The organism is Eikenella corrodens (genome assembly GCF_900187105.1).
Classification (GTDB): Bacteria; Pseudomonadota; Gammaproteobacteria; order Burkholderiales; family Neisseriaceae; genus Eikenella; species Eikenella corrodens.
On record NZ_LT906482.1, the window covers coordinates 598,375 to 614,651 of the forward strand.

Annotated in this window: 18 protein-coding genes and 2 pseudogenes; 16 read left to right on the plus strand and 4 right to left on the minus strand. The window is 55.5% G+C overall.

All coding sequences use genetic code 11. From position 1 onward, the window contains the following. Positions 1-4 precede the first annotated feature (4 nt). Together CKV94_RS03015 and CKV94_RS03020 are read left to right on the plus strand one after the other, a co-directional pair. Positions 5-871, plus strand: coding sequence for an endonuclease/exonuclease/phosphatase family protein (locus CKV94_RS03015; protein ID WP_035581284.1), 867 nt, complete (start codon positions 5-7; stop codon positions 869-871). Between the two features lie 80 nt (positions 872-951). Continuing rightward, positions 952-1,138: pseudogene (locus CKV94_RS03020) on the plus strand (IS1595 family transposase); the annotation flags it as partial. Between the two features lie 423 nt (positions 1,139-1,561). On the opposite strand, the pseudogene CKV94_RS11445 reads toward CKV94_RS03020, so the two are convergent. Both CKV94_RS11445 and CKV94_RS03025 read right to left on the minus strand, forming a co-directional pair. Then, a pseudogene (locus CKV94_RS11445) lies at positions 1,562-1,849 on the minus strand (MuF-C-terminal domain-containing protein); the annotation flags it as partial. Positions 1,850-2,036: 187 nt separating this feature from the next. Beyond that, positions 2,037-2,387: a DNA-binding protein gene (locus tag CKV94_RS03025; protein WP_155114530.1), complete on the minus strand. Its 351-nt coding sequence runs from the start codon at positions 2,385-2,387 to the stop codon at positions 2,037-2,039. A 181-nt stretch (positions 2,388-2,568) separates the two neighbouring features. Here CKV94_RS03025 and CKV94_RS11070 point away from each other — a divergent pair, with 181 nt between their 5' ends. The 6 genes from CKV94_RS11070 to dtd all read left to right on the plus strand — a co-directional run bounded on the left by CKV94_RS11070 (position 2,569) and on the right by dtd (position 7,988). Then, positions 2,569-2,775, plus strand: coding sequence for a hypothetical protein (locus CKV94_RS11070; protein WP_141744169.1), 207 nt, complete (start codon positions 2,569-2,571; stop codon positions 2,773-2,775). A gap of 45 nt (positions 2,776-2,820) precedes the next feature. Beyond that, complete coding sequence (locus tag CKV94_RS03030) at positions 2,821-3,180, plus strand: hypothetical protein (RefSeq protein WP_223417317.1); 360 nt, start codon at positions 2,821-2,823, stop codon at positions 3,178-3,180. 10 nt (positions 3,181-3,190) lie between these two features. Beyond that, positions 3,191-3,394: a DUF4224 domain-containing protein gene (locus CKV94_RS03035; protein WP_064084432.1), complete on the plus strand. Its 204-nt coding sequence runs from the start codon at positions 3,191-3,193 to the stop codon at positions 3,392-3,394. 12 nt (positions 3,395-3,406) lie between these two features. After that, positions 3,407-4,441: a tyrosine-type recombinase/integrase gene (locus tag CKV94_RS03040; protein WP_003824883.1), complete on the plus strand. Its 1,035-nt coding sequence runs from the start codon at positions 3,407-3,409 to the stop codon at positions 4,439-4,441. A 153-nt stretch (positions 4,442-4,594) separates the two neighbouring features. After that, positions 4,595-7,342 (plus strand): DNA gyrase subunit A, encoded by a 2,748-nt coding sequence (gyrA, locus tag CKV94_RS03045; RefSeq protein WP_003824882.1) that lies wholly within the window; start codon positions 4,595-4,597, stop codon positions 7,340-7,342. 187 nt (positions 7,343-7,529) lie between these two features. Further along, positions 7,530-7,988, plus strand: a complete 459-nt coding sequence (gene dtd, locus CKV94_RS03050) for a D-aminoacyl-tRNA deacylase (RefSeq protein WP_003824881.1) — start codon at positions 7,530-7,532, stop codon at positions 7,986-7,988. Positions 7,989-8,136: 148 nt separating this feature from the next. Here dtd and CKV94_RS03055 read toward each other — a convergent pair whose 3' ends face one another. Further along, entirely contained in the window at positions 8,137-8,772 is a 636-nt protein-coding gene (locus CKV94_RS03055) for a hypothetical protein (RefSeq protein ID WP_003824880.1), read from the minus strand. 110 nt (positions 8,773-8,882) lie between these two features. On the opposite strand from CKV94_RS03055, the gene CKV94_RS03060 reads away from it, so the two are divergent. From CKV94_RS03060 to secF, 5 genes are all read left to right on the plus strand, one after another. Continuing rightward, positions 8,883-9,230 carry an arsenate reductase gene (locus CKV94_RS03060; protein WP_003824879.1) on the plus strand — a complete coding sequence of 116 codons (348 nt, stop codon included), beginning with the start codon at positions 8,883-8,885 and terminating at the stop codon, positions 9,228-9,230. 3 nt (positions 9,231-9,233) lie between these two features. After that, on the plus strand, positions 9,234-9,968 hold the full coding sequence (locus tag CKV94_RS03065; protein ID WP_003824878.1) for a UDP-2,3-diacylglucosamine diphosphatase: 735 nt from the start codon (positions 9,234-9,236) through the stop codon (positions 9,966-9,968). Positions 9,969-10,278: 310 nt separating this feature from the next. After that, positions 10,279-10,581, plus strand: coding sequence for a preprotein translocase subunit YajC (gene yajC / locus CKV94_RS03070; RefSeq protein ID WP_003824876.1), 303 nt, complete (start codon positions 10,279-10,281; stop codon positions 10,579-10,581). Positions 10,582-10,648: 67 nt separating this feature from the next. Then, positions 10,649-12,481, plus strand: a complete 1,833-nt coding sequence (gene secD, locus CKV94_RS03075) for a protein translocase subunit SecD (RefSeq protein ID WP_003824874.1) — start codon at positions 10,649-10,651, stop codon at positions 12,479-12,481. Position 12,482: 1 nt separating this feature from the next. Then, complete coding sequence (secF, locus tag CKV94_RS03080) at positions 12,483-13,424, plus strand: protein translocase subunit SecF (protein WP_003824873.1); 942 nt, start codon at positions 12,483-12,485, stop codon at positions 13,422-13,424. A gap of 388 nt (positions 13,425-13,812) precedes the next feature. On the opposite strand, the gene CKV94_RS03085 is transcribed toward secF, so the two are convergent. Then, complete coding sequence (locus tag CKV94_RS03085) at positions 13,813-14,178, minus strand: hypothetical protein (protein ID WP_003824871.1); 366 nt, start codon at positions 14,176-14,178, stop codon at positions 13,813-13,815. 315 nt (positions 14,179-14,493) lie between these two features. Here CKV94_RS03085 and CKV94_RS03090 point away from each other — a divergent pair, with 315 nt between their 5' ends. The 3 genes from CKV94_RS03090 to CKV94_RS03100 all read left to right on the plus strand — a co-directional run bounded on the left by CKV94_RS03090 (position 14,494) and on the right by CKV94_RS03100 (position 16,223). Then, on the plus strand, positions 14,494-15,093 hold the full coding sequence (locus tag CKV94_RS03090) for a CDP-alcohol phosphatidyltransferase family protein (RefSeq protein ID WP_003824869.1): 600 nt from the start codon (positions 14,494-14,496) through the stop codon (positions 15,091-15,093). Positions 15,094-15,103: 10 nt separating this feature from the next. Next, positions 15,104-15,511, plus strand: a complete 408-nt coding sequence (locus tag CKV94_RS03095) for a hypothetical protein (RefSeq protein ID WP_003824868.1) — start codon at positions 15,104-15,106, stop codon at positions 15,509-15,511. 88 nt (positions 15,512-15,599) lie between these two features. Continuing rightward, positions 15,600-16,223, plus strand: coding sequence for a DUF2238 domain-containing protein (locus CKV94_RS03100; protein ID WP_003824867.1), 624 nt, complete (start codon positions 15,600-15,602; stop codon positions 16,221-16,223). Positions 16,224-16,277 lie beyond the last annotated feature (54 nt).

A 16,277-nucleotide genomic window follows, 5' to 3' on the forward strand; every position in this document is an offset into this window, starting at 1 on the left:
CAACATGTCCGCCTTTCTCCGCCCCCGCCTGCACATCCTCGCTCTGCTTGCCCTAGCTGCAATGCTGATCGGCCAGCTTGGCAGTCTGTTTTGGCCGGCCGAACTATTCAGCCATTTCCTGCCCCACTACGCTGCCGTCTTCATTCTCGCCGCGATTTGGCCGCGCCCGAAGTGGCGTGCGCTGTGGCTCGTGTGTGCTGCCGCATCTCTGCTATGGCTGGCTCAGCCCTTCGCCCTGCCCGATGCCCCAGCCGGCGGCACACGGCTGGTTTGGTACAACGTCCATCTCGATAATCCTGCCGCCGAAGCAGAAAGCACCGCCCTCTTAGCCGAGCAGGCCGACCTTCTCACGCTGGGCGAAATCAATCTCGACAACCCCGGCTGGCAAAGCCTGCGCCAAGCCTATCCACACGGCTGCCAACACCGCGAACACAGCCCCTTCGCCCTCGCCCTGTGGAGCAAACAGCCGCTGGCCGCCTGCGAAGTGCGCATGATTGGCGACTACCCCTATATCCGCGCCCAAACTGCCGACGGCACCACCCTCTACGCCCTACACCCGCCGCCACCCATCAGCAGCGAACTGGCCGGGGCGCGGCAGCACTACCTGGCCGAAACCGCCCGCGCCCTTGCCGCCGAACCGCGCGCGCTGGCTGTGGGCGACTTCAACAGCAGCCCGTTTTCCCCGCTGTTCCGCCGTTTCCTGCAAGAAGGCGGCAGCCGCCCCGCCACCCGCTACTTCACGCCCACTTGGAAACCGTTTTTCCTCAATATCGACCACGCCTTAGCCAAAGGCCTAAACGTTTCCGCCCACCCCTTGCCCTGGCAGCACTCCGACCACCGGCCGCTCTTGGTGGAATACGCCCATCAATAAAGTAAAAACAGCAAAGGCTACCTGAAACCGCCATTTCGTTTGGGGCTGTACTAGATTAGCAGATATGTTACCCTCGAAATATGAATATAACACACTGCAAATTAAGGAAGAAAATACAGAAAGAACTGCTCCGTTTTTTTTGTGCTGGAAGTTACCGCCCGTTCTGCCGCCGATATTTTGGGTATCCATCCCAATTCGGCAGTCCTGTTCTACCGCAAAATCCGTATGGTCATCAGCCATCATTTGGCCTTGGCTGCCGATGAGGTTGCTCTTCGGGTCATACCAGCCATCCACCCCGCGCAAATCCTGCGCCCCATCCGGGCGGCTGGCTTCTGCGGCGGTCAATACATCAATCAGCCGCATATTGCGCTGCCCCACCGCGCGCGCTACCTGTTGCCAGATTTCCGCCACCCGTTCCGGCGTTGCCGCGCTTGGTGTGTTGCCGGAATGGTTCAGCGATAAGGCAGGGTTGTTTTTCAGGTAGCCTTGCAGGTTCTTTTCGGTTAGAATTTTAGTACGCCTCAAGGCTTTCATGTTTCCGCGACCCATGCCATGAATTTGGGCGTCGGGCATGAAAGCTGGATTGCGGAGGATGTCGGGCAATCGGAGCCCGAATCGCTCATCAATCCGCGAGGCTTTTTCTTTATCTGCATAACGCAGCAGGCGGTCATTCACCCAGCGGAAGTATGGTGATTTACTGTCCTTATTGTAGGCGTTCACCAAAACGTGCGCTTCCAAGGCATCACCTTTCGGCTCAATCACAATTCGCACATCGCTGCCGCGCACTTTCTCCGGGGCGATAAACACCAAGCGGCCATCCACGGTATCTGAATCAAACACCATTGCCGGTTTGTCTATCCACTCAGGCAGCCGTTTCCACACCTCCGCCGTCATGGCCGGATGGTTGTCAATCCCGGCCAATACTTTACCTTCTGCTAGTTTTAGGGGCTTATCCCCAAATCCCAGCATATCCAGCATATCCGAACGGTCGAGAATAGTTACCCCGTTTTTTACATCGGCTTTCTCCCCAGCAAACAGCTCGTCAATCCGCTGCTCGTATTTCTCCTGCGTAGATGCGCTGCGGCTCAGCTTCGGCGCATCTTCCGCCGCTACTCTTCCGCCGTGTTCTCCGTCTCGTTCAGTTCCACGCGTGTTCTCCGCACTGTCACTCTACCAATGGGCGGTGTAGTTTTTGGATACTTGGACTATTAAGAATTGATTTAAGCTGCTGAATAGCCTGTTTATTTAGAATAACCAGCCTTTGGTCTTGTGGAATGCCCTGTTCAATTAGTAATGCGTTTTGACTTTCCAGCCCAGCCAAGACAACTAACTGCTCGATACTGGCATGGTCTCTAAGATTCCCCGACTCACCCGGGTTCCTAATCTTCCATTCTTTTGCGGTACAGCCAAAAAGCGCCTTATTCAGCATATCCGCTTCTGATGCATAAATGTACCCAGCCTCTTTTGAGGTAATTGTATTTGGTATCAGATTGTTTTTTATAGCATCTGTATGCACTCTATATTGCGCCTTGACCAATGTGCGCCGAACACTCCACTCTAGTCGGCCTGATTTTGATTCAGCCTCTTTTAACCGCTGAAATTCTCTGATTAAATAAAGTTTAAACTCTGGGCTTAACCGAAGCCGCCGCACAAGCCCACGCCGATGTATTGAACGCAATCTGTAGAGGAGATGTGGAATGAGATATCCAGTATTCGCGAAATCAAAATCATCAGGGGGAATTATGTTGTTTGTTTCCAGAGACGAAGCTGTAATTATCCGCTTTAAAAGAAGCGAATTGGTAAATGGCAATAGGATTGAAGATGATTGGCTTCCAGTTACAAACCAATCTGCATGGCAAATTCTTTCGCATGAAGAGGTACAGAAAATATTTAACAATGATTGATTAACTAGGCCACCTTCGGGTGGTCTTTAGTTTGGAGATTAAGCCGTGAGCCGGAGCAGAAAAAAGAAACCGTCCAAACCCTATCGCGGCTACTGCACCTTCCCCTTGGTTGGTGCAGATACTCGTGACGAATTTCAGGAAGCGGCGGAGATGTTCGGCGACTTCGCCGACCCCGTGAAACGCAAGCGCATCTTCGACAAGCCGCGCAAATACCGCTTCGAGATTTGGCTGAAGCTACACGGCAAGCCGGAATACGAAATCCGCGAAGCCAAGATAACGAGCGAAGGCGTAACCCGTGAGAACCTTAGCCAGATCTTGTACGAGGTGGCCATGCAGGGGCTACAGGATTTGGACGGGCTGGAAGAAGTGAACGGCGAGCAGTCCATCATCAAGATTATTATTTGAAAGGGGAAACATGACCAACACCTTTTTAACCCGCGAAGAAATCATCGAACTGACCAGCCGCAAGCAGCCGAAAAAACAGGCCGAAACCCTGCGCAAAAACGGCATTCCGTTCTTTACCAATGCCGCAGGCTACCCTGTTGTCAGCCGCAGCGTGCTGGAAGGCAAACCGCAAAAACATAAGCCGGACAAGCCCAGGTGGCAGCCGGCAGTCTAGGAGGGAGTAATCATGGGCAGGAAACGAAGCGCCAACAGCAACCTGCCGGATAGAATGCTGGCGCGCAGACGCACCCGAAAAAACGGCAAGACCACCGTCTATTACTACTACGACGGGCGGGAAGATGGGCGGCGCAAAGAAATCCCGCTTGGCACGGACTACATTGCCGCCGTCCAAGAGTGGAGCAAACTCGAAGCAGCCAAACTGCCCAAGTCCGCCCGTGTTACCTTTCCTGTTGCAGCCGAACGCTACCTGCAGAATATCATCAGCCACCGCAGCCGCAACACCATTTCCAGCGCCAACAACGCCGTGCGCAAGCTGTCTAAGTTTTTCGGCGGGGAGAACCCGGCGCCACTGGATGAAATCGAACCGGCACACGTCCGCCGTTATCTCGACTGGCGCAAAGACACCCCAGGCGGCGCTAACAACGAAATCGGCTATCTCAGCGCCATCTTTAACTATGCCAGAGAGCAGGGTTGGACAAGCAAAGAAAACCCCTGCCGCAACGTCAAGAAGCACAGCAAGAAGCGCCGTGAGGTTTATATTGAGGATTACCTGTATCAGGCCGTCTATCAGGCTGCCAGCCAGCAGATGCGTGATTTAATGGACATCGCCTACATCACCGGCCAGCGCCCTGTTGATATAGTCGGCATTCACAGCAGCCACATCCACGAAGGCATCCTGCATATCAGCCAGCAGAAAACAGGCGCTAAGCTGCGTTTTGAAATCAGCGGCAAGCTCAAAGAAATCATCGACCGTATCCACCAAGATAACGGCTACCTGTTCCTCAACAGCCACGGGAAACCGTTGTCCCGCGCCGCCCTAAGCAGGCAATTTTTAGAGTTGAGAAAAACCGTCATGCAGCAGCGGCCTGAACTGGCGGAAGAGTTGTCCGCATTCCAATTCCGCGACTTGAGAGCCAAAGCCGCCACGGATATTTACCTGGCTGCCGACACCCGCAGCGCCTCTGACCAACTTGGCCACGCCTCTGAGCAGATGACTAAAATCTATATCCGGCGCGGTAAAATTCTCAAGCCGCTGAAATAGTGTTTTGCGGAACGCCTTTAAAAATTGCGGAAATATAACGGCTGCCAAAAGATGAATTCTATTTATGCAGTATGTATTTATCTATGGCAGCCGTCTTGATGATTGATTATGTGATAAAATAACGCGTTTTAATCGATTGGGCTTTAAATCTCCATGAGCAGCACCCACGACCACCGGTTTGCCAAAGAAACTATCCCCGTCAGCCTCGAAGAGGAAATGCGCAAAAGCTATCTCGATTACGCCATGTCTGTAATCGTCGGCCGCGCGCTGCCCGATGTACGCGACGGCCTGAAACCCGTGCACCGCCGCGTGCTCTACGCCATGCACGAGTTGAAAAACAATTGGAACTCGTCTTATAAAAAATCCGCCCGTATCGTGGGCGACGTTATCGGTAAATACCATCCGCACGGCGATTCCGCGGTGTACGACACCATCGTGCGCATGGCGCAGCCCTTCTCCATGCGCTATATGCTGGTAGACGGCCAGGGCAACTTCGGCTCGGTGGACGGCGACGGCGCGGCAGCCATGCGTTACACCGAAATCCGCATGGCGAAAATCGCCCACGAAATGCTGGCCGACATTGAAGAAGATACCGTAAACTTCGGCCCGAACTACGACGGCAGCGAACAAGAGCCGCTGGTGATGCCCACCCGCTTCCCCTCCCTGCTGACCAACGGTTCGGCCGGTATTGCCGTGGGCATGGCCACCAACATCCCGCCGCACAATTTAGGCGACACGGTGGATGCCTGCCTGCAACTCTTGGCCGATCCCGACACGTCTATCGACGCGCTCATCGACACCATCAAAGCCCCAGACTTCCCCACCGGCGCCACCATTTATGGCCTCGCCGGCGTGCGCGAAGGCTACCGCACCGGCCGCGGCCGCGTGGTGATGCGCGGCAAAACCCACATCGAGCCCATCGGTAAACACGGCGAGCGCGAAGCCATCATCATCGATGAAATCCCCTATCAGGTAAACAAAGCCAAGCTGGTGGAAAAAATCGGCGAGCTGGTGCGCGAGAAAACGCTGGAAGGCATTTCCGATTTGCGCGACGAATCCGACAAATCCGGTATGCGCGTGGTCATCGAACTGAAGCGTAATGAAAACGCCGAAGTCGTGCTCAACCAGCTCTACAAACTCACCCAGCTGCAAGACAGCTTCGGCATCAATATGGTGGCCCTGGTCGACGGCCAGCCGCGCCTGTTGAATTTAAAGCAGATTCTGGCCGAATTCCTGCGCCACCGCCGCGAAGTGGTTACCCGCCGCACCTTATTCCGCCTGAAAAAAGCGCGGCACGAAGGCCACATCGCCGAAGGCAAAGCCGTGGCGCTTTCCAATATCGACCCGATGATTCAGCTCATCAAAGAATCCGCTGATGCCGCCAAAGCCAAAGCCAAACTGCTGGCGCGGCCGTGGCAGTCCGGCCTAGTGGGCGATATGCTCAGCCGCACCGATTTGGATTTAAACATGGCGCGCCCCGAAGGGCTACCTGAAAACCTCGGCCTGCGCGAAGACGGCTATTATTTGAGCGACTTGCAAGCCGACGCCATCCTGCGCATGAGCCTGCGCAACCTCACCGGCCTCGACCAAGACACCATCCTCGCCGACTACAAAACCATCATGGCGCAGATTATCGATTTCCTGGATATTTTGGCTAAGCCCGAACGCATCACCCAAATCATCCATGACGAGCTCATCGAAATCAAAACCAACTTCGGCGACCCGCGCCGCAGCGAAATCAACCCGTTCGGCGGCGACATCGCCGATGAAGACCTGATTCCGCCGCGCGAAATGGTGGTTACCCTCACCCACGGCGGCTATATCAAAACCCAGCCCACCACCGACTACCAAGCCCAGCGGCGCGGCGGTCGCGGCAAGCAGGCCGCCGCCACCAAAGACGAAGACTTCATCGAAACCCTGTTTGTGGCCAACACCCACGACTACCTGATGTGCTTCACCAACCACGGCCGCTGCCACTGGATTAAGGTATATAAACTGCCCGAAGGCGGGCGCAACTCGCGCGGCCGCCCGATCAACAACGTTATCCAGCTGGACGAAAACGAAAAAGTCTCCGCCATCCTGCCCGTGCGCGACTTCCCCGAAGACGAATACGTTTTCTTCGCCACCGCTATGGGCGTGGTGAAAAAAGTGCAACTTTCTGCGTTTAAAAACGTGAGCAAAGTTGGCATCAAAGCCATCGCCCTCAAAGAAGGCGATAGCCTGGTGGGTGTAGCGCGCACCTCCGGCCGCAACGACATCATGCTCTTCTCCAACCTCGGCAAAGCCATCCGCTTCAACGAATATTGGGAGCGCAGCAGCGACGATGAAGAAACCGGCGACGACAACGACACCGAAATTTCAGGTAGCCAGGAAGACGACAACGCCGAAAGTGCCCCCATCAGCGGCAAACACGGCGTACGCCCCAGCGGCCGCGGCAGCGGCGGCCTGCGCGGCATGAGACTGCCCGAAAACGGCCGCATCGTCAGCCTTATCACCTTCGCCCCCGAGTGCGAACAGAGCGAACTGCAAGTGCTCACCGCCACCGCCAACGGCTACGGCAAACGCACCCCGATTGCCAGTTACAGCCGCAAAAACAAAGGCGGTCAAGGCAATATCGCCATCAACACCGGCGAGCGCAACGGCGACCTAGTGGCCGCCACCCTGGTGAGCGAAAGTGACGACCTGATGCTGATTACCAGCGGCGGCGTACTCATCCGCACCAAGGTGGAACAAATCCGCGAAACCGGCCGCGCCGCCGCCGGCGTGAAGCTGATTAACCTGGACGAAGGCGAAACCCTCGTCAGCCTCGAGCGCGTAGCCGAAGAAGAGGAAGACGAAGCACAAGCCGCCGAAACCCAAACCTCAGCCGAAAGCCCGAGCCAAGAACAAGGCGAGGCTTAAGCGCCCGCCGAGAAAAGGCTACCTGAAAATAGAGCGCATCAATTTTCAGGTAGCCTTTTGTTTATCCTATCCGCCCTAAACCATCATCCCAGCAATAGGCAGGCAACCAAGCGGCAAGCCGTAAGCAGCATACAAGGCCAAGCCGCACCCTACCTCTTGGGAACCACCAGAAAGGCTACCTGAAACCATGCGTGCCGTTATCCAAAAAGTCAGCCATGCCCACATCGCCGCCGCCGATGCGCCCGATGCACCGTTCAGCCAAATTCCCCACGGCCTGTGCGTACTGCTTGGTGTGGGCGGCGAAGACAGCGAGGCCGACGCCCGCTATATCGCCGATAAAATCGCCCACCTGCGCATCTTTGAAGACGAAGCCGGCAAACTCAATCTGTCGGTGAAAGACACCGGCGGCGAAGTGCTGCTGGTATCGCAATTCACCCTCTACGGCGACGCCCGAAACGGCCGCCGCCCCTCCTTCACCCAAGCCGCCCGCCCAGAACAGGCCGAAGCGCTGTATCAGCAAGTGGCCACACTCTTACGCGGCCACGGCGTGAACGTGGCCGAAGGCCGCTTCCGCACCCACATGCTGGTCAGCCTGTGCAACGACGGGCCGGTAACCATTTTGCTGGATTCGCAAAAAACGTTTTAAAGCAGCACTATAAAGGCTACCTGAAAGCTGCATGACAGCCGCAGATCGGATTCTTGAGTCCGACATCTCACTTAGAAAAACACACGGCGGCATTTCCATGCCGCCGTTTTAGTGTGCCATTCTATTTTCAGGTAGCCTGAAACCTTTGCTACTGCGCGGTCTGCGCCACGCCTTCGGCGGGCGGCAGTTCACGCATATCGCGCCAGCCGTCGTTGGTTTTTACCAGCGTGGCCTGTTCCACCCGTTTCAGCGGCAGGCGTTTCTGCCAGGCTTCGCTGCCCTGGCGCACTAGACGTTTTGCCCAGCCATCCATCGTGATGCTGCCCTCATATACCACGCGGGATACGGTGAGGCCGGCAGCATTGGTAGCCGGCTCAGTGTAGTACTGCACTTTATCCACATGCTCATGCCCCAAGCAGAACAGCGGCCCATTTAAGCCGGCGCGGGTATGTTTACGCCCGCTTTCGGTGAGCATGAAAACCAACGCCACATCGTCATCTCCCTCTTTCAAGCGCTCATATAATCCGGCACTCTCCAAAGCCCGCATCTGTTTGATGGCCGCTTCGTTGATGCGTTTGTCTTCCGTATCGCGGCGCGGCAACACAATCCGCTCCGAACCCAGCAGCGGCGCCGCCCCGTCGGCATCCAAAGCCAGCGGCAGGCACACTTCATTTGCCGCCGCATAGCGCGCCAGCACATCTCGAAACTGCCCCTTGCCAGCTTCCTGCGCGCCGCAACCGGCCAGCAGCCCGGCAGCCAAGGCCGCCCATATCCAATGTTTCATAAATTCTCCACAATCAAATATATCCGGCACAGCCTATGCCATGCCATGACAAAAAAACATCCTACCCGTACAATGGCGGGCGTTTCAATCGGCAAGGATTATACACAATAATGACCACCCTCTACGGCATCCCCAACTGCGCCACCGTGAAAAAAGCCCGCGCCTGGCTAGACGAAAAACAAGTGCCCCACGCCTTCGTTAATTTCAAAACCGAAGCCCCCGCGCCCGAACAGCTCGCCCGCTGGCTCGACGCCGTTGATGCAGACGTTCTCATCAACCGCAAAGGCACCACCTGGCGCAAACTCAGCCCGGCCGAACAAGCTGCCGCCGACAGCCGCGAAGGCGCCATCGCCCTGATGCAGGCACAGCCCTCCGTAATCAAACGCCCCGTGCTCGAACACCAAGGCCGCGTCCACATCGGCTTTTCCCCCGAACGCTATTCCGAAATTTTCGCCTGAATCATGAACCAAACCATCTTTATCGCCGACCTCCATCTCTCCGAGCACAGCCCCGAGCTCACCAAACTCTTCCTGCGCCAGCTGCACCAATGGCAAAACACGGCCGATGCCCTCTACATCCTCGGCGACCTGTTCGACGCCTGGGTGGGCGACGATGATCACTCTCCCTTTAACGACCATATCGCCGCCGAATTAAAAGCATTCGCCCAACACAAACCCGTGTATTTCATCCCCGGCAACCGCGATTTCCTGCTCGGCCAAGACTTCGCCAGCCGCAGCGGCATGACCCTGCTGCCCGAGCAGCATCCTATTATCCTCTACGGCCGTCCCTACCTGCTCACCCACGGCGACGAACTCTGCACCGCCGACCTGCCCTATATGCAGTTCCGCGCCCAATCGCGCCAGCCGCAATGGCAGGCCGTCATCCTCGCCAAGCCCCTGGCTGAACGCCGCCTGCTGGCGCAGCAAATCCGCCAGATGAGCGAACGCGGCAAAGCCGAAAACGGCAAAAGCGCCGTTTCCGACGTAACCGAAGAAGCGGTATCCGCCCTGATGGCGCAACACCCCGGTGCTGATCTTATCCACGGCCACACTCACCGCCCAGCCACCCACCAGCACACCCTGCCCAACGGCCAAAGCTTCACCCGCTTTGTGCTGCAAGACTGGTATGGCAAAGAAGGCGGTTGCCTTGTCGTATCACCCGAAGGTGTGAGCGCACAGCATTTGGCCTTAGATTAGCCAAACCCGCGCAGGAATATTTTCAGGTAGCCTTTCCACCGCTTAGGAAGGCTACCTGAAAATCTAACAGGCTACCTGAAACCCCTATCCGCAATATCGCAGATTGTTTCAGGTAGCCTGTGTTAATACCGCTGATAGGGATAGGGATAAAACCCAACCCAACAAAATTTCAGCCCGCCCGACACCCTCCCACCACAAAATTCTCCAGCCCTATGGCAACCTCGCTTAAATTTCTGTTGCACGGGTTGGAAAAACCCCGCCGCCCGTTTACAATGGCACACTTTCATTTTTCTTTTTGGAGTCTTGCCCCATGTTGCATTTCCCACTCGCCGCCGCGGCCCAGCCCGACCTGATGAGTACCATTCAGAGTTTCCTCCCGCTGATTTTCCTCTTCGCCATGCTCTACTTCATGATTCTCCGGCCGAAACAGCGTGACGAGAAGCGCCGCCGCGAGATGCTCAGCGAACTGAAAAAAGGCGACAAAGTGATGACCGGTGCAGGCATGATCGGCAAAGTTTCCAAAATCGGCGAAGAAATCATCGGCCTAGAAGTTGCCCCCAACACCGTGGTCGATTTCCACCGCGACGCCATCATCAAAAAGCTCGACAACTAACCTTTTCCTACGGCGCAGCAGCCGCATTCCGGCCATGCTGCCCGTTTTCCGTTTCTGAAAGCCCGTTATGAACCGTTATCCGCTTTGGAAATACCTGCTGATTGGGCTGGTTATCGTTGTATCCGCCATCTACGCCCTGCCCAACTTCTATGGCGAAACCCCGGCCGTGCAGGTTTCCACCAACCGCCAGTCGATCCACATCGATCAAACCACCGAACAAGCCGTGGCAGAGGCGCTGAAGGCAGCCAACATCCAGCACAACGGCATGTTTATTGCCGACGGCAGCCTGCGCGTGCGTCTGCCCAATGAAGAGTTGCAGAGCAAAGCCCGCGACGTGATCGAGCAGAAATTGGGCGACAACTACATCATCGCCCTCAACTTGATTGCCAATACGCCCGACTGGATGACCAAACTCGGCGCCAACCCGATGTTCCTCGGCCTCGACCTGCGCGGCGGTGTGCACTTTACCATGCGCGTGGACATGCACGCGGCAGTGGACAAAACCTTCGACCGCATCTCCGGCGACTTCCGCCGCCAGCTGCGTAAAGACAAAATCCGCACCGGCAATATGCGCCGCAGCGGCGACACGCTGATTGTGCCCTTCCAAGATGCAGCCACCCTGCAAGCTGCCCTGCCTAAGCTAAAAGAAATCGCACCGGATGTGGAATTGAAGGCTGACGGCAACAACTTGGTGGTGAGCCTGCCCGAAACTACCCAAACGCAAATCCGCGATGCCGCCGTGAAGCAGAATATTAATACCCTGCACAACCGCGTGAACGAATTGGGCGTGGCCGAGCCGATTATTCAGCAGGCCGGCCCCGACCGCATCGTGGTGCAGCTGCCCGGCGTGCAAGACACCGCCAAAGCCAAAGACATCATTGGCCGTACCGCCACGCTGGAAGTACGCATGGTGGCCGACGACCCCGCGCTGCTGCAACAGGCGGAAGCCGGCAACGTGCCGGCCGGCTATGAATTGCTGCCCACCGCCGAAGGTGGCCAGCTGTTGGTGAGCAAACAGGTGGAATTCACCGGCGACAACATCAACGATGCCCAAGCCGGCTTCACCCACGACAACCGCCCGTCGGTAAACCTGAAGCTCGATAACGCCGGCACCAGCATTTTCGCCGACCTGACCCGCAACAACGTCGGCCGCCGCACCGCCATGATCCTGATCGACCAAGGTAAAGCCGAAATCGTTACCGCGCCGACCATCAACGAACCGATTCCCGGCGGCAATGTGCAGATTTCAGGTAGCATGAACGTGGCCGAAGCTAACGACACCGCGCTGCTGCTGCGCGCCGGCTCGCTGGCTGCGCCGATGGAAATCATCGAAGAGCGCACCATCGGCCCGTCTATGGGTAAGGAAAATATCCAAAAAGGTTTCCACTCCACACTGTGGGGCTTCTTGGTTGTGGCTGCCTTTATGGTGGTGTACTACCGCCTGTTCGGCATCTTCTCCGTACTGGCGCTCACCGCCAACCTATTGTTCCTGGTTGCGATTTTGTCGCTGCTGCAAGCCACGCTCACCCTACCCGGCATTGCGGCCATTGCGCTCACGCTCGGTATGGCCATCGACTCCAACGTGCTGATTAACGAGCGTATCCGCGAAGAACTGCGCGACGGAGTGAGCCCGCAGCAGGCCATCAGCGAAGGCTACCGCCACGCTTGGGACACCATCGTCGATTCCAACATCACCTCGCTGATTGCCGGTATTGCCCTCTTGGTGTTCGGTTCCGGCGCGGTGCGCGGTTTTGCCGTGGTGCACTGTATCGGTATCCTCACTTCCATGTTCTCATCAGTGGTGGTTTCCCGTACCTTTGTCAACTTATGGTATGGCCGCCGCCGCAAACTGAGTAATTTGTCCATCGGCATCACCCTGCCTACCGCAAAGGAGCACTAAGATGGATTTCTTCCACCGTTTGAAACACGACATCCCGTTCATGAGCTACGGCAAAATCACCACTCTGATTTCGCTGATTACCTTCATCGCCGCCGTGTTTTTCCTCGTTACCAAAGGGCTCAACTACTCGGTTGAGTTCACTGGCGGCACCGTTATCGAAGTGCAATACGCCAAAGAAGGCGCTGACCCGAACCAAGTGCGCACGCGCCTGAACGAACTCAAAATGGGCGAAGCCCAAGTGCAAAGTTTGGGCACCAACAAGCAGCTGATGATCCGCCTGCCCAACCGCCAAGACATGACCTCTGCCCAGCTCTCCAACAACGTATTGGAGCTGCTGCGCAAAGACCATGCCGACGCCAGCCTGCGCAAGGTTGAATTCATCGGCCCGCAAGTGGGCGAAGAGCTGGTTACCCACGGCCTGTTGGCCTTGGGCATGGTGGTGATCGGTATCATCATCTACCTCTCCGTGCGTTTCGAATGGCGTTTCGCCGTATCCGCCATCATCGCCAATATGCATGACGTAGTGGTGATTCTCGGCTGCTTCGCCCTGTTCCAATGGGAGTTTTCACTCACTGTGCTGGCCGGTATCTTGGCCGTGCTCGGCTATTCGGTGAACGAATCGGTGGTGGTATTCGACCGTATCCGTGAGAATATCCACAAGCCCGCCATGCGCGGCAAAACCATCCCGCAAATTATCGACAACGCCATCACCGCTACCATGAGCCGCACCATCATCACCCACGGCTCCACCGAAGCCATGGTGGTCTCCATGCTGGTGTTCGGCGGTGCCGCCCTGCACGGCTTTGCCATCGCGCTCACCATCGGTATCGTGTTCGGTATCTACTCCTCCGTACTGGTGGCCAGCCCGCTGCTCCTCTTCTTCGGTCTCACTCGCGAAAACATCCACAAACCGCAGAAGCAGAAAGAAGAAGCTGTGGTGTAAGCAGCTGCTCATTCCGACAGGCATCAAAACGGCATAGGCTACCTGAAAACGCCTATGCCGTTTTATATGGACTATTTTGTGCTGTCTTGCCCTGATACAGATTCAAACTATCATGAATTGGCAGCAATAACCAACCGAATCACGGCACATATATACCTCCTCGGCATAACAAAAGGCTACCTGAAACCCCAGTAGATTTTCAGGTAGCCTTTGCTACAAATGGTATCTGGTAGCGACAGCATATGGCTCATCCAAAGCAGTAAACCACCAAAGATACCGCAATAACGCCAACGCTATACTAAAGGCTACCAAAGAATACAACGCAGCGTGGTTTCTGCGAAGCTAAAACTTCAGGTAGCCTTTATAAATACAGCCAATATCTTGCTATTTATCTGAATTGTGAAGCTGTTACAGCCTCCCGCACACATTTTGCCTCTGCACCCAACCAGCCAGCGGCCAAACCGCAGCCGTTTTGCTCCAGCCAAAAGTAACCGCCGCCGGCCACCAAAGCAACCACCAAACGAATACCTAAGTTTGAGCCGAAAGTATCCACCACAAACATCATCAGCGCAGCCCAAGCCCAAACTAAGCCCCACTGCAACGCCCATACCGTATCCGTATTAGGCATCTGCCACTGCATAAACCCATTTGCCGCAATGGCAATAACAGTAAAGAAAAAGCCTTCCAGCAAAACGCTCGGCTCGCGCTCACCCATCCAAAGGCACCAAAATCCCAATACAAACGCCATCAACATTTTTGTTTTCCCTTTCCAGCGGTGTTGCTTTCAAACTTAACTATTTATCGATGCCCCAACAATCTGCCAACTAGCAAACCATCGGGTTGAATTATCCGCATATTTTACCCTTATATACAAATTCCTGACAATTCCTAAACCCCATTATCCATCAGCTTACAAACCAAGTTGTACCATTTCAGACAAATGTACCCATCCTGCTACCAGCACTTACCAAAAATACGACCAACTACTTCTTTTTGATACACAACAGACAGCAACCATTTACTGCTTTCATCTATAATACAACCGCCCCCACCACTGAGACCGCATACCATGAGCATCTACGCCCTCAAACCTAAATTCCAAAACCTATTACGCCCGCTGGTGCGGCGGCTGTATCAGAAAGGCGTAACGGCCAATCAGGTAACCGTGTTCGCCTGTACGGTTTCGATTGCGCTCGGGCTGCTGCTGGCTTGCTTGGCGCACCTTCCCGCGTTATTTTGGCTCATGCCCGTGTGGCTATTTCTGCGCATGGCGTTGAACGCGGTGGACGGCATGCTGGCGCGCGAATTTGGCCAACAATCAGCCTTGGGTGGCTACCTGAACGAGATCACAGACGTAGCCGCCGATGCCGCGCTGTATCTGCCTTTTGCCTTCATCGCCCCTTTCGGCGGCGTGCAAATCGCCCTGTTTATTTGGCTGGCGGCCATGACGGAATTTTGCGGTGTGCTGGGGCAGGTACATGGCAACGGGCGGCACTATGACGGCCCGTTCGGCAAGAGCGACCGCGCGTTCTTCATCGGCGCGCTGGCGGTGTGGTATGCGGCAGTAGGCAGTTTCCATATCGCTTTCTACGCCCTGATGTGGCTGGCCTGCGCGGCATTGGCTTACACCTGCTATCGTCGCATCATCAACGGCTTAAAGGCTACCTGAAAACCCAATCATGAAAAAAGTATTCAATGCGTGGACGGTATTTTTGCTGCTACTTATCGCTATCTACACTTATCGCTTCGCCGGGATAACCGGTTGGCACAGCAAAGGGTTGTGGTTGGGTGCCGCCATCTGCGTGGGCTTGGTCTTCTTAGATGTCTATTTAGAAGCCGTGCGGGAAAGCGGGCAATACAGCCGCTTTGAACGCTGCGTTACCAAAATTTGGGTTTGGTTTGCCGTGGCTTTTTTCAGCACCACCGCACTCGCCTTTGCCGGGGCAACCGTTTGGTTGCTGGTGATGGCCGTGCAGTCTATCCCGCGTTCGACTCCGGCCGCCGTGCTGATGTTTATGCTATCCTTCGCAACCGCCCTGTTTGTGATTGTGATGCTGAAACATCTTCAAAGGAATTTGAATTATTGATTTTTTCAGGTAGCCTCCCATACAGGCTACCTGAAAGCCACCCAACAAAATTAAAATCGGTCAACATTTATCCCCACACATCAACCCTATGCAAAAATCCTTCCCCATCATCCCCCTCTTCCTCACCATTTTCATCGCCGCACTCATCGTTTGGTCGGGCATCAACCCGTCCGACCGCGCCGTTTGGTATGCCGAAATCATCCCCGTATCCGCCGTATTTGTCGCACTCATCGCCACTTACCGCCGCTTCCGTTTCAGCAATTTGGCTTATGTATTCATGAGCTTTTGGCTGATTATGCACACCATTGGCGCACACTACACCTTCGCCGACGTGCCCTTCGATTGGGCCAACCGCCTACTTGCCCCGTTTTTGGGCGAAGGACGCAACCATTTCGACCGCGTTGGGCACTACATCATCGGCTTCTACGCCTACCCGATGGCCGAATGGCTGCTGCGCCGCAAACTCTGCCGTGTGCCGATTGCCTTATTCTTTTCCCTGTTCTTCATCATGAGCGTGGCCGCAGCTTACGAAATCATCGAATGGCAGTATGCCGTAATCGACGGCGGCCAGGCTGGCATAGAAGTGCTCGGCTCACAAGGCGATATTTGGGACGCGCAAAAAGACATGCTCTCCGACACGCTGGGCGCGCTCACTTCCTTATTCGTCTTCCTGTTCACCCGCCCAGATAAACATTTGGGCAGCCAATCTTAACTGTTAAAGGCTACCTGAAAACGCATCAAACCGCTTTTCAGGTAGCCTCTTTAA

What these genes read in the sequence shown, in the direction of transcription:
- CKV94_RS03085 (WP_003824871.1), bottom strand. Translation starts at nt 14,178, where the DNA reads ATGTTGATGGCGTTTGTATTGGGATTTTGGTGCCTTTGGATGGGTGAG.
- CKV94_RS03100 (WP_003824867.1), top strand. Translation starts at nt 15,600, where the DNA reads ATGCAAAAATCCTTCCCCATCATCCCCCTCTTCCTCACCATTTTCATC.
- dtd (WP_003824881.1), top strand. Translation starts at nt 7,530, where the DNA reads ATGCGTGCCGTTATCCAAAAAGTCAGCCATGCCCACATCGCCGCCGCC.
- CKV94_RS03035 (WP_064084432.1), top strand. Translation starts at nt 3,191, where the DNA reads ATGACCAACACCTTTTTAACCCGCGAAGAAATCATCGAACTGACCAGC.
- CKV94_RS03090 (WP_003824869.1), top strand. Translation starts at nt 14,494, where the DNA reads ATGAGCATCTACGCCCTCAAACCTAAATTCCAAAACCTATTACGCCCG.
- CKV94_RS03065 (WP_003824878.1), top strand. Translation starts at nt 9,234, where the DNA reads ATGAACCAAACCATCTTTATCGCCGACCTCCATCTCTCCGAGCACAGC.
- CKV94_RS03015 (WP_035581284.1), top strand. Translation starts at nt 5, where the DNA reads ATGTCCGCCTTTCTCCGCCCCCGCCTGCACATCCTCGCTCTGCTTGCC.
- CKV94_RS11070 (WP_141744169.1), top strand. Translation starts at nt 2,569, where the DNA reads ATGAGATATCCAGTATTCGCGAAATCAAAATCATCAGGGGGAATTATG.
- CKV94_RS03055 (WP_003824880.1), bottom strand. Translation starts at nt 8,772, where the DNA reads ATGAAACATTGGATATGGGCGGCCTTGGCTGCCGGGCTGCTGGCCGGT.
- yajC (WP_003824876.1), top strand. Translation starts at nt 10,279, where the DNA reads ATGTTGCATTTCCCACTCGCCGCCGCGGCCCAGCCCGACCTGATGAGT.
- secD (WP_003824874.1), top strand. Translation starts at nt 10,649, where the DNA reads ATGAACCGTTATCCGCTTTGGAAATACCTGCTGATTGGGCTGGTTATC.
- CKV94_RS03040 (WP_003824883.1), top strand. Translation starts at nt 3,407, where the DNA reads ATGGGCAGGAAACGAAGCGCCAACAGCAACCTGCCGGATAGAATGCTG.
- secF (WP_003824873.1), top strand. Translation starts at nt 12,483, where the DNA reads ATGGATTTCTTCCACCGTTTGAAACACGACATCCCGTTCATGAGCTAC.
- CKV94_RS03060 (WP_003824879.1), top strand. Translation starts at nt 8,883, where the DNA reads ATGACCACCCTCTACGGCATCCCCAACTGCGCCACCGTGAAAAAAGCC.
- gyrA (WP_003824882.1), top strand. Translation starts at nt 4,595, where the DNA reads ATGAGCAGCACCCACGACCACCGGTTTGCCAAAGAAACTATCCCCGTC.
- CKV94_RS03095 (WP_003824868.1), top strand. Translation starts at nt 15,104, where the DNA reads ATGAAAAAAGTATTCAATGCGTGGACGGTATTTTTGCTGCTACTTATC.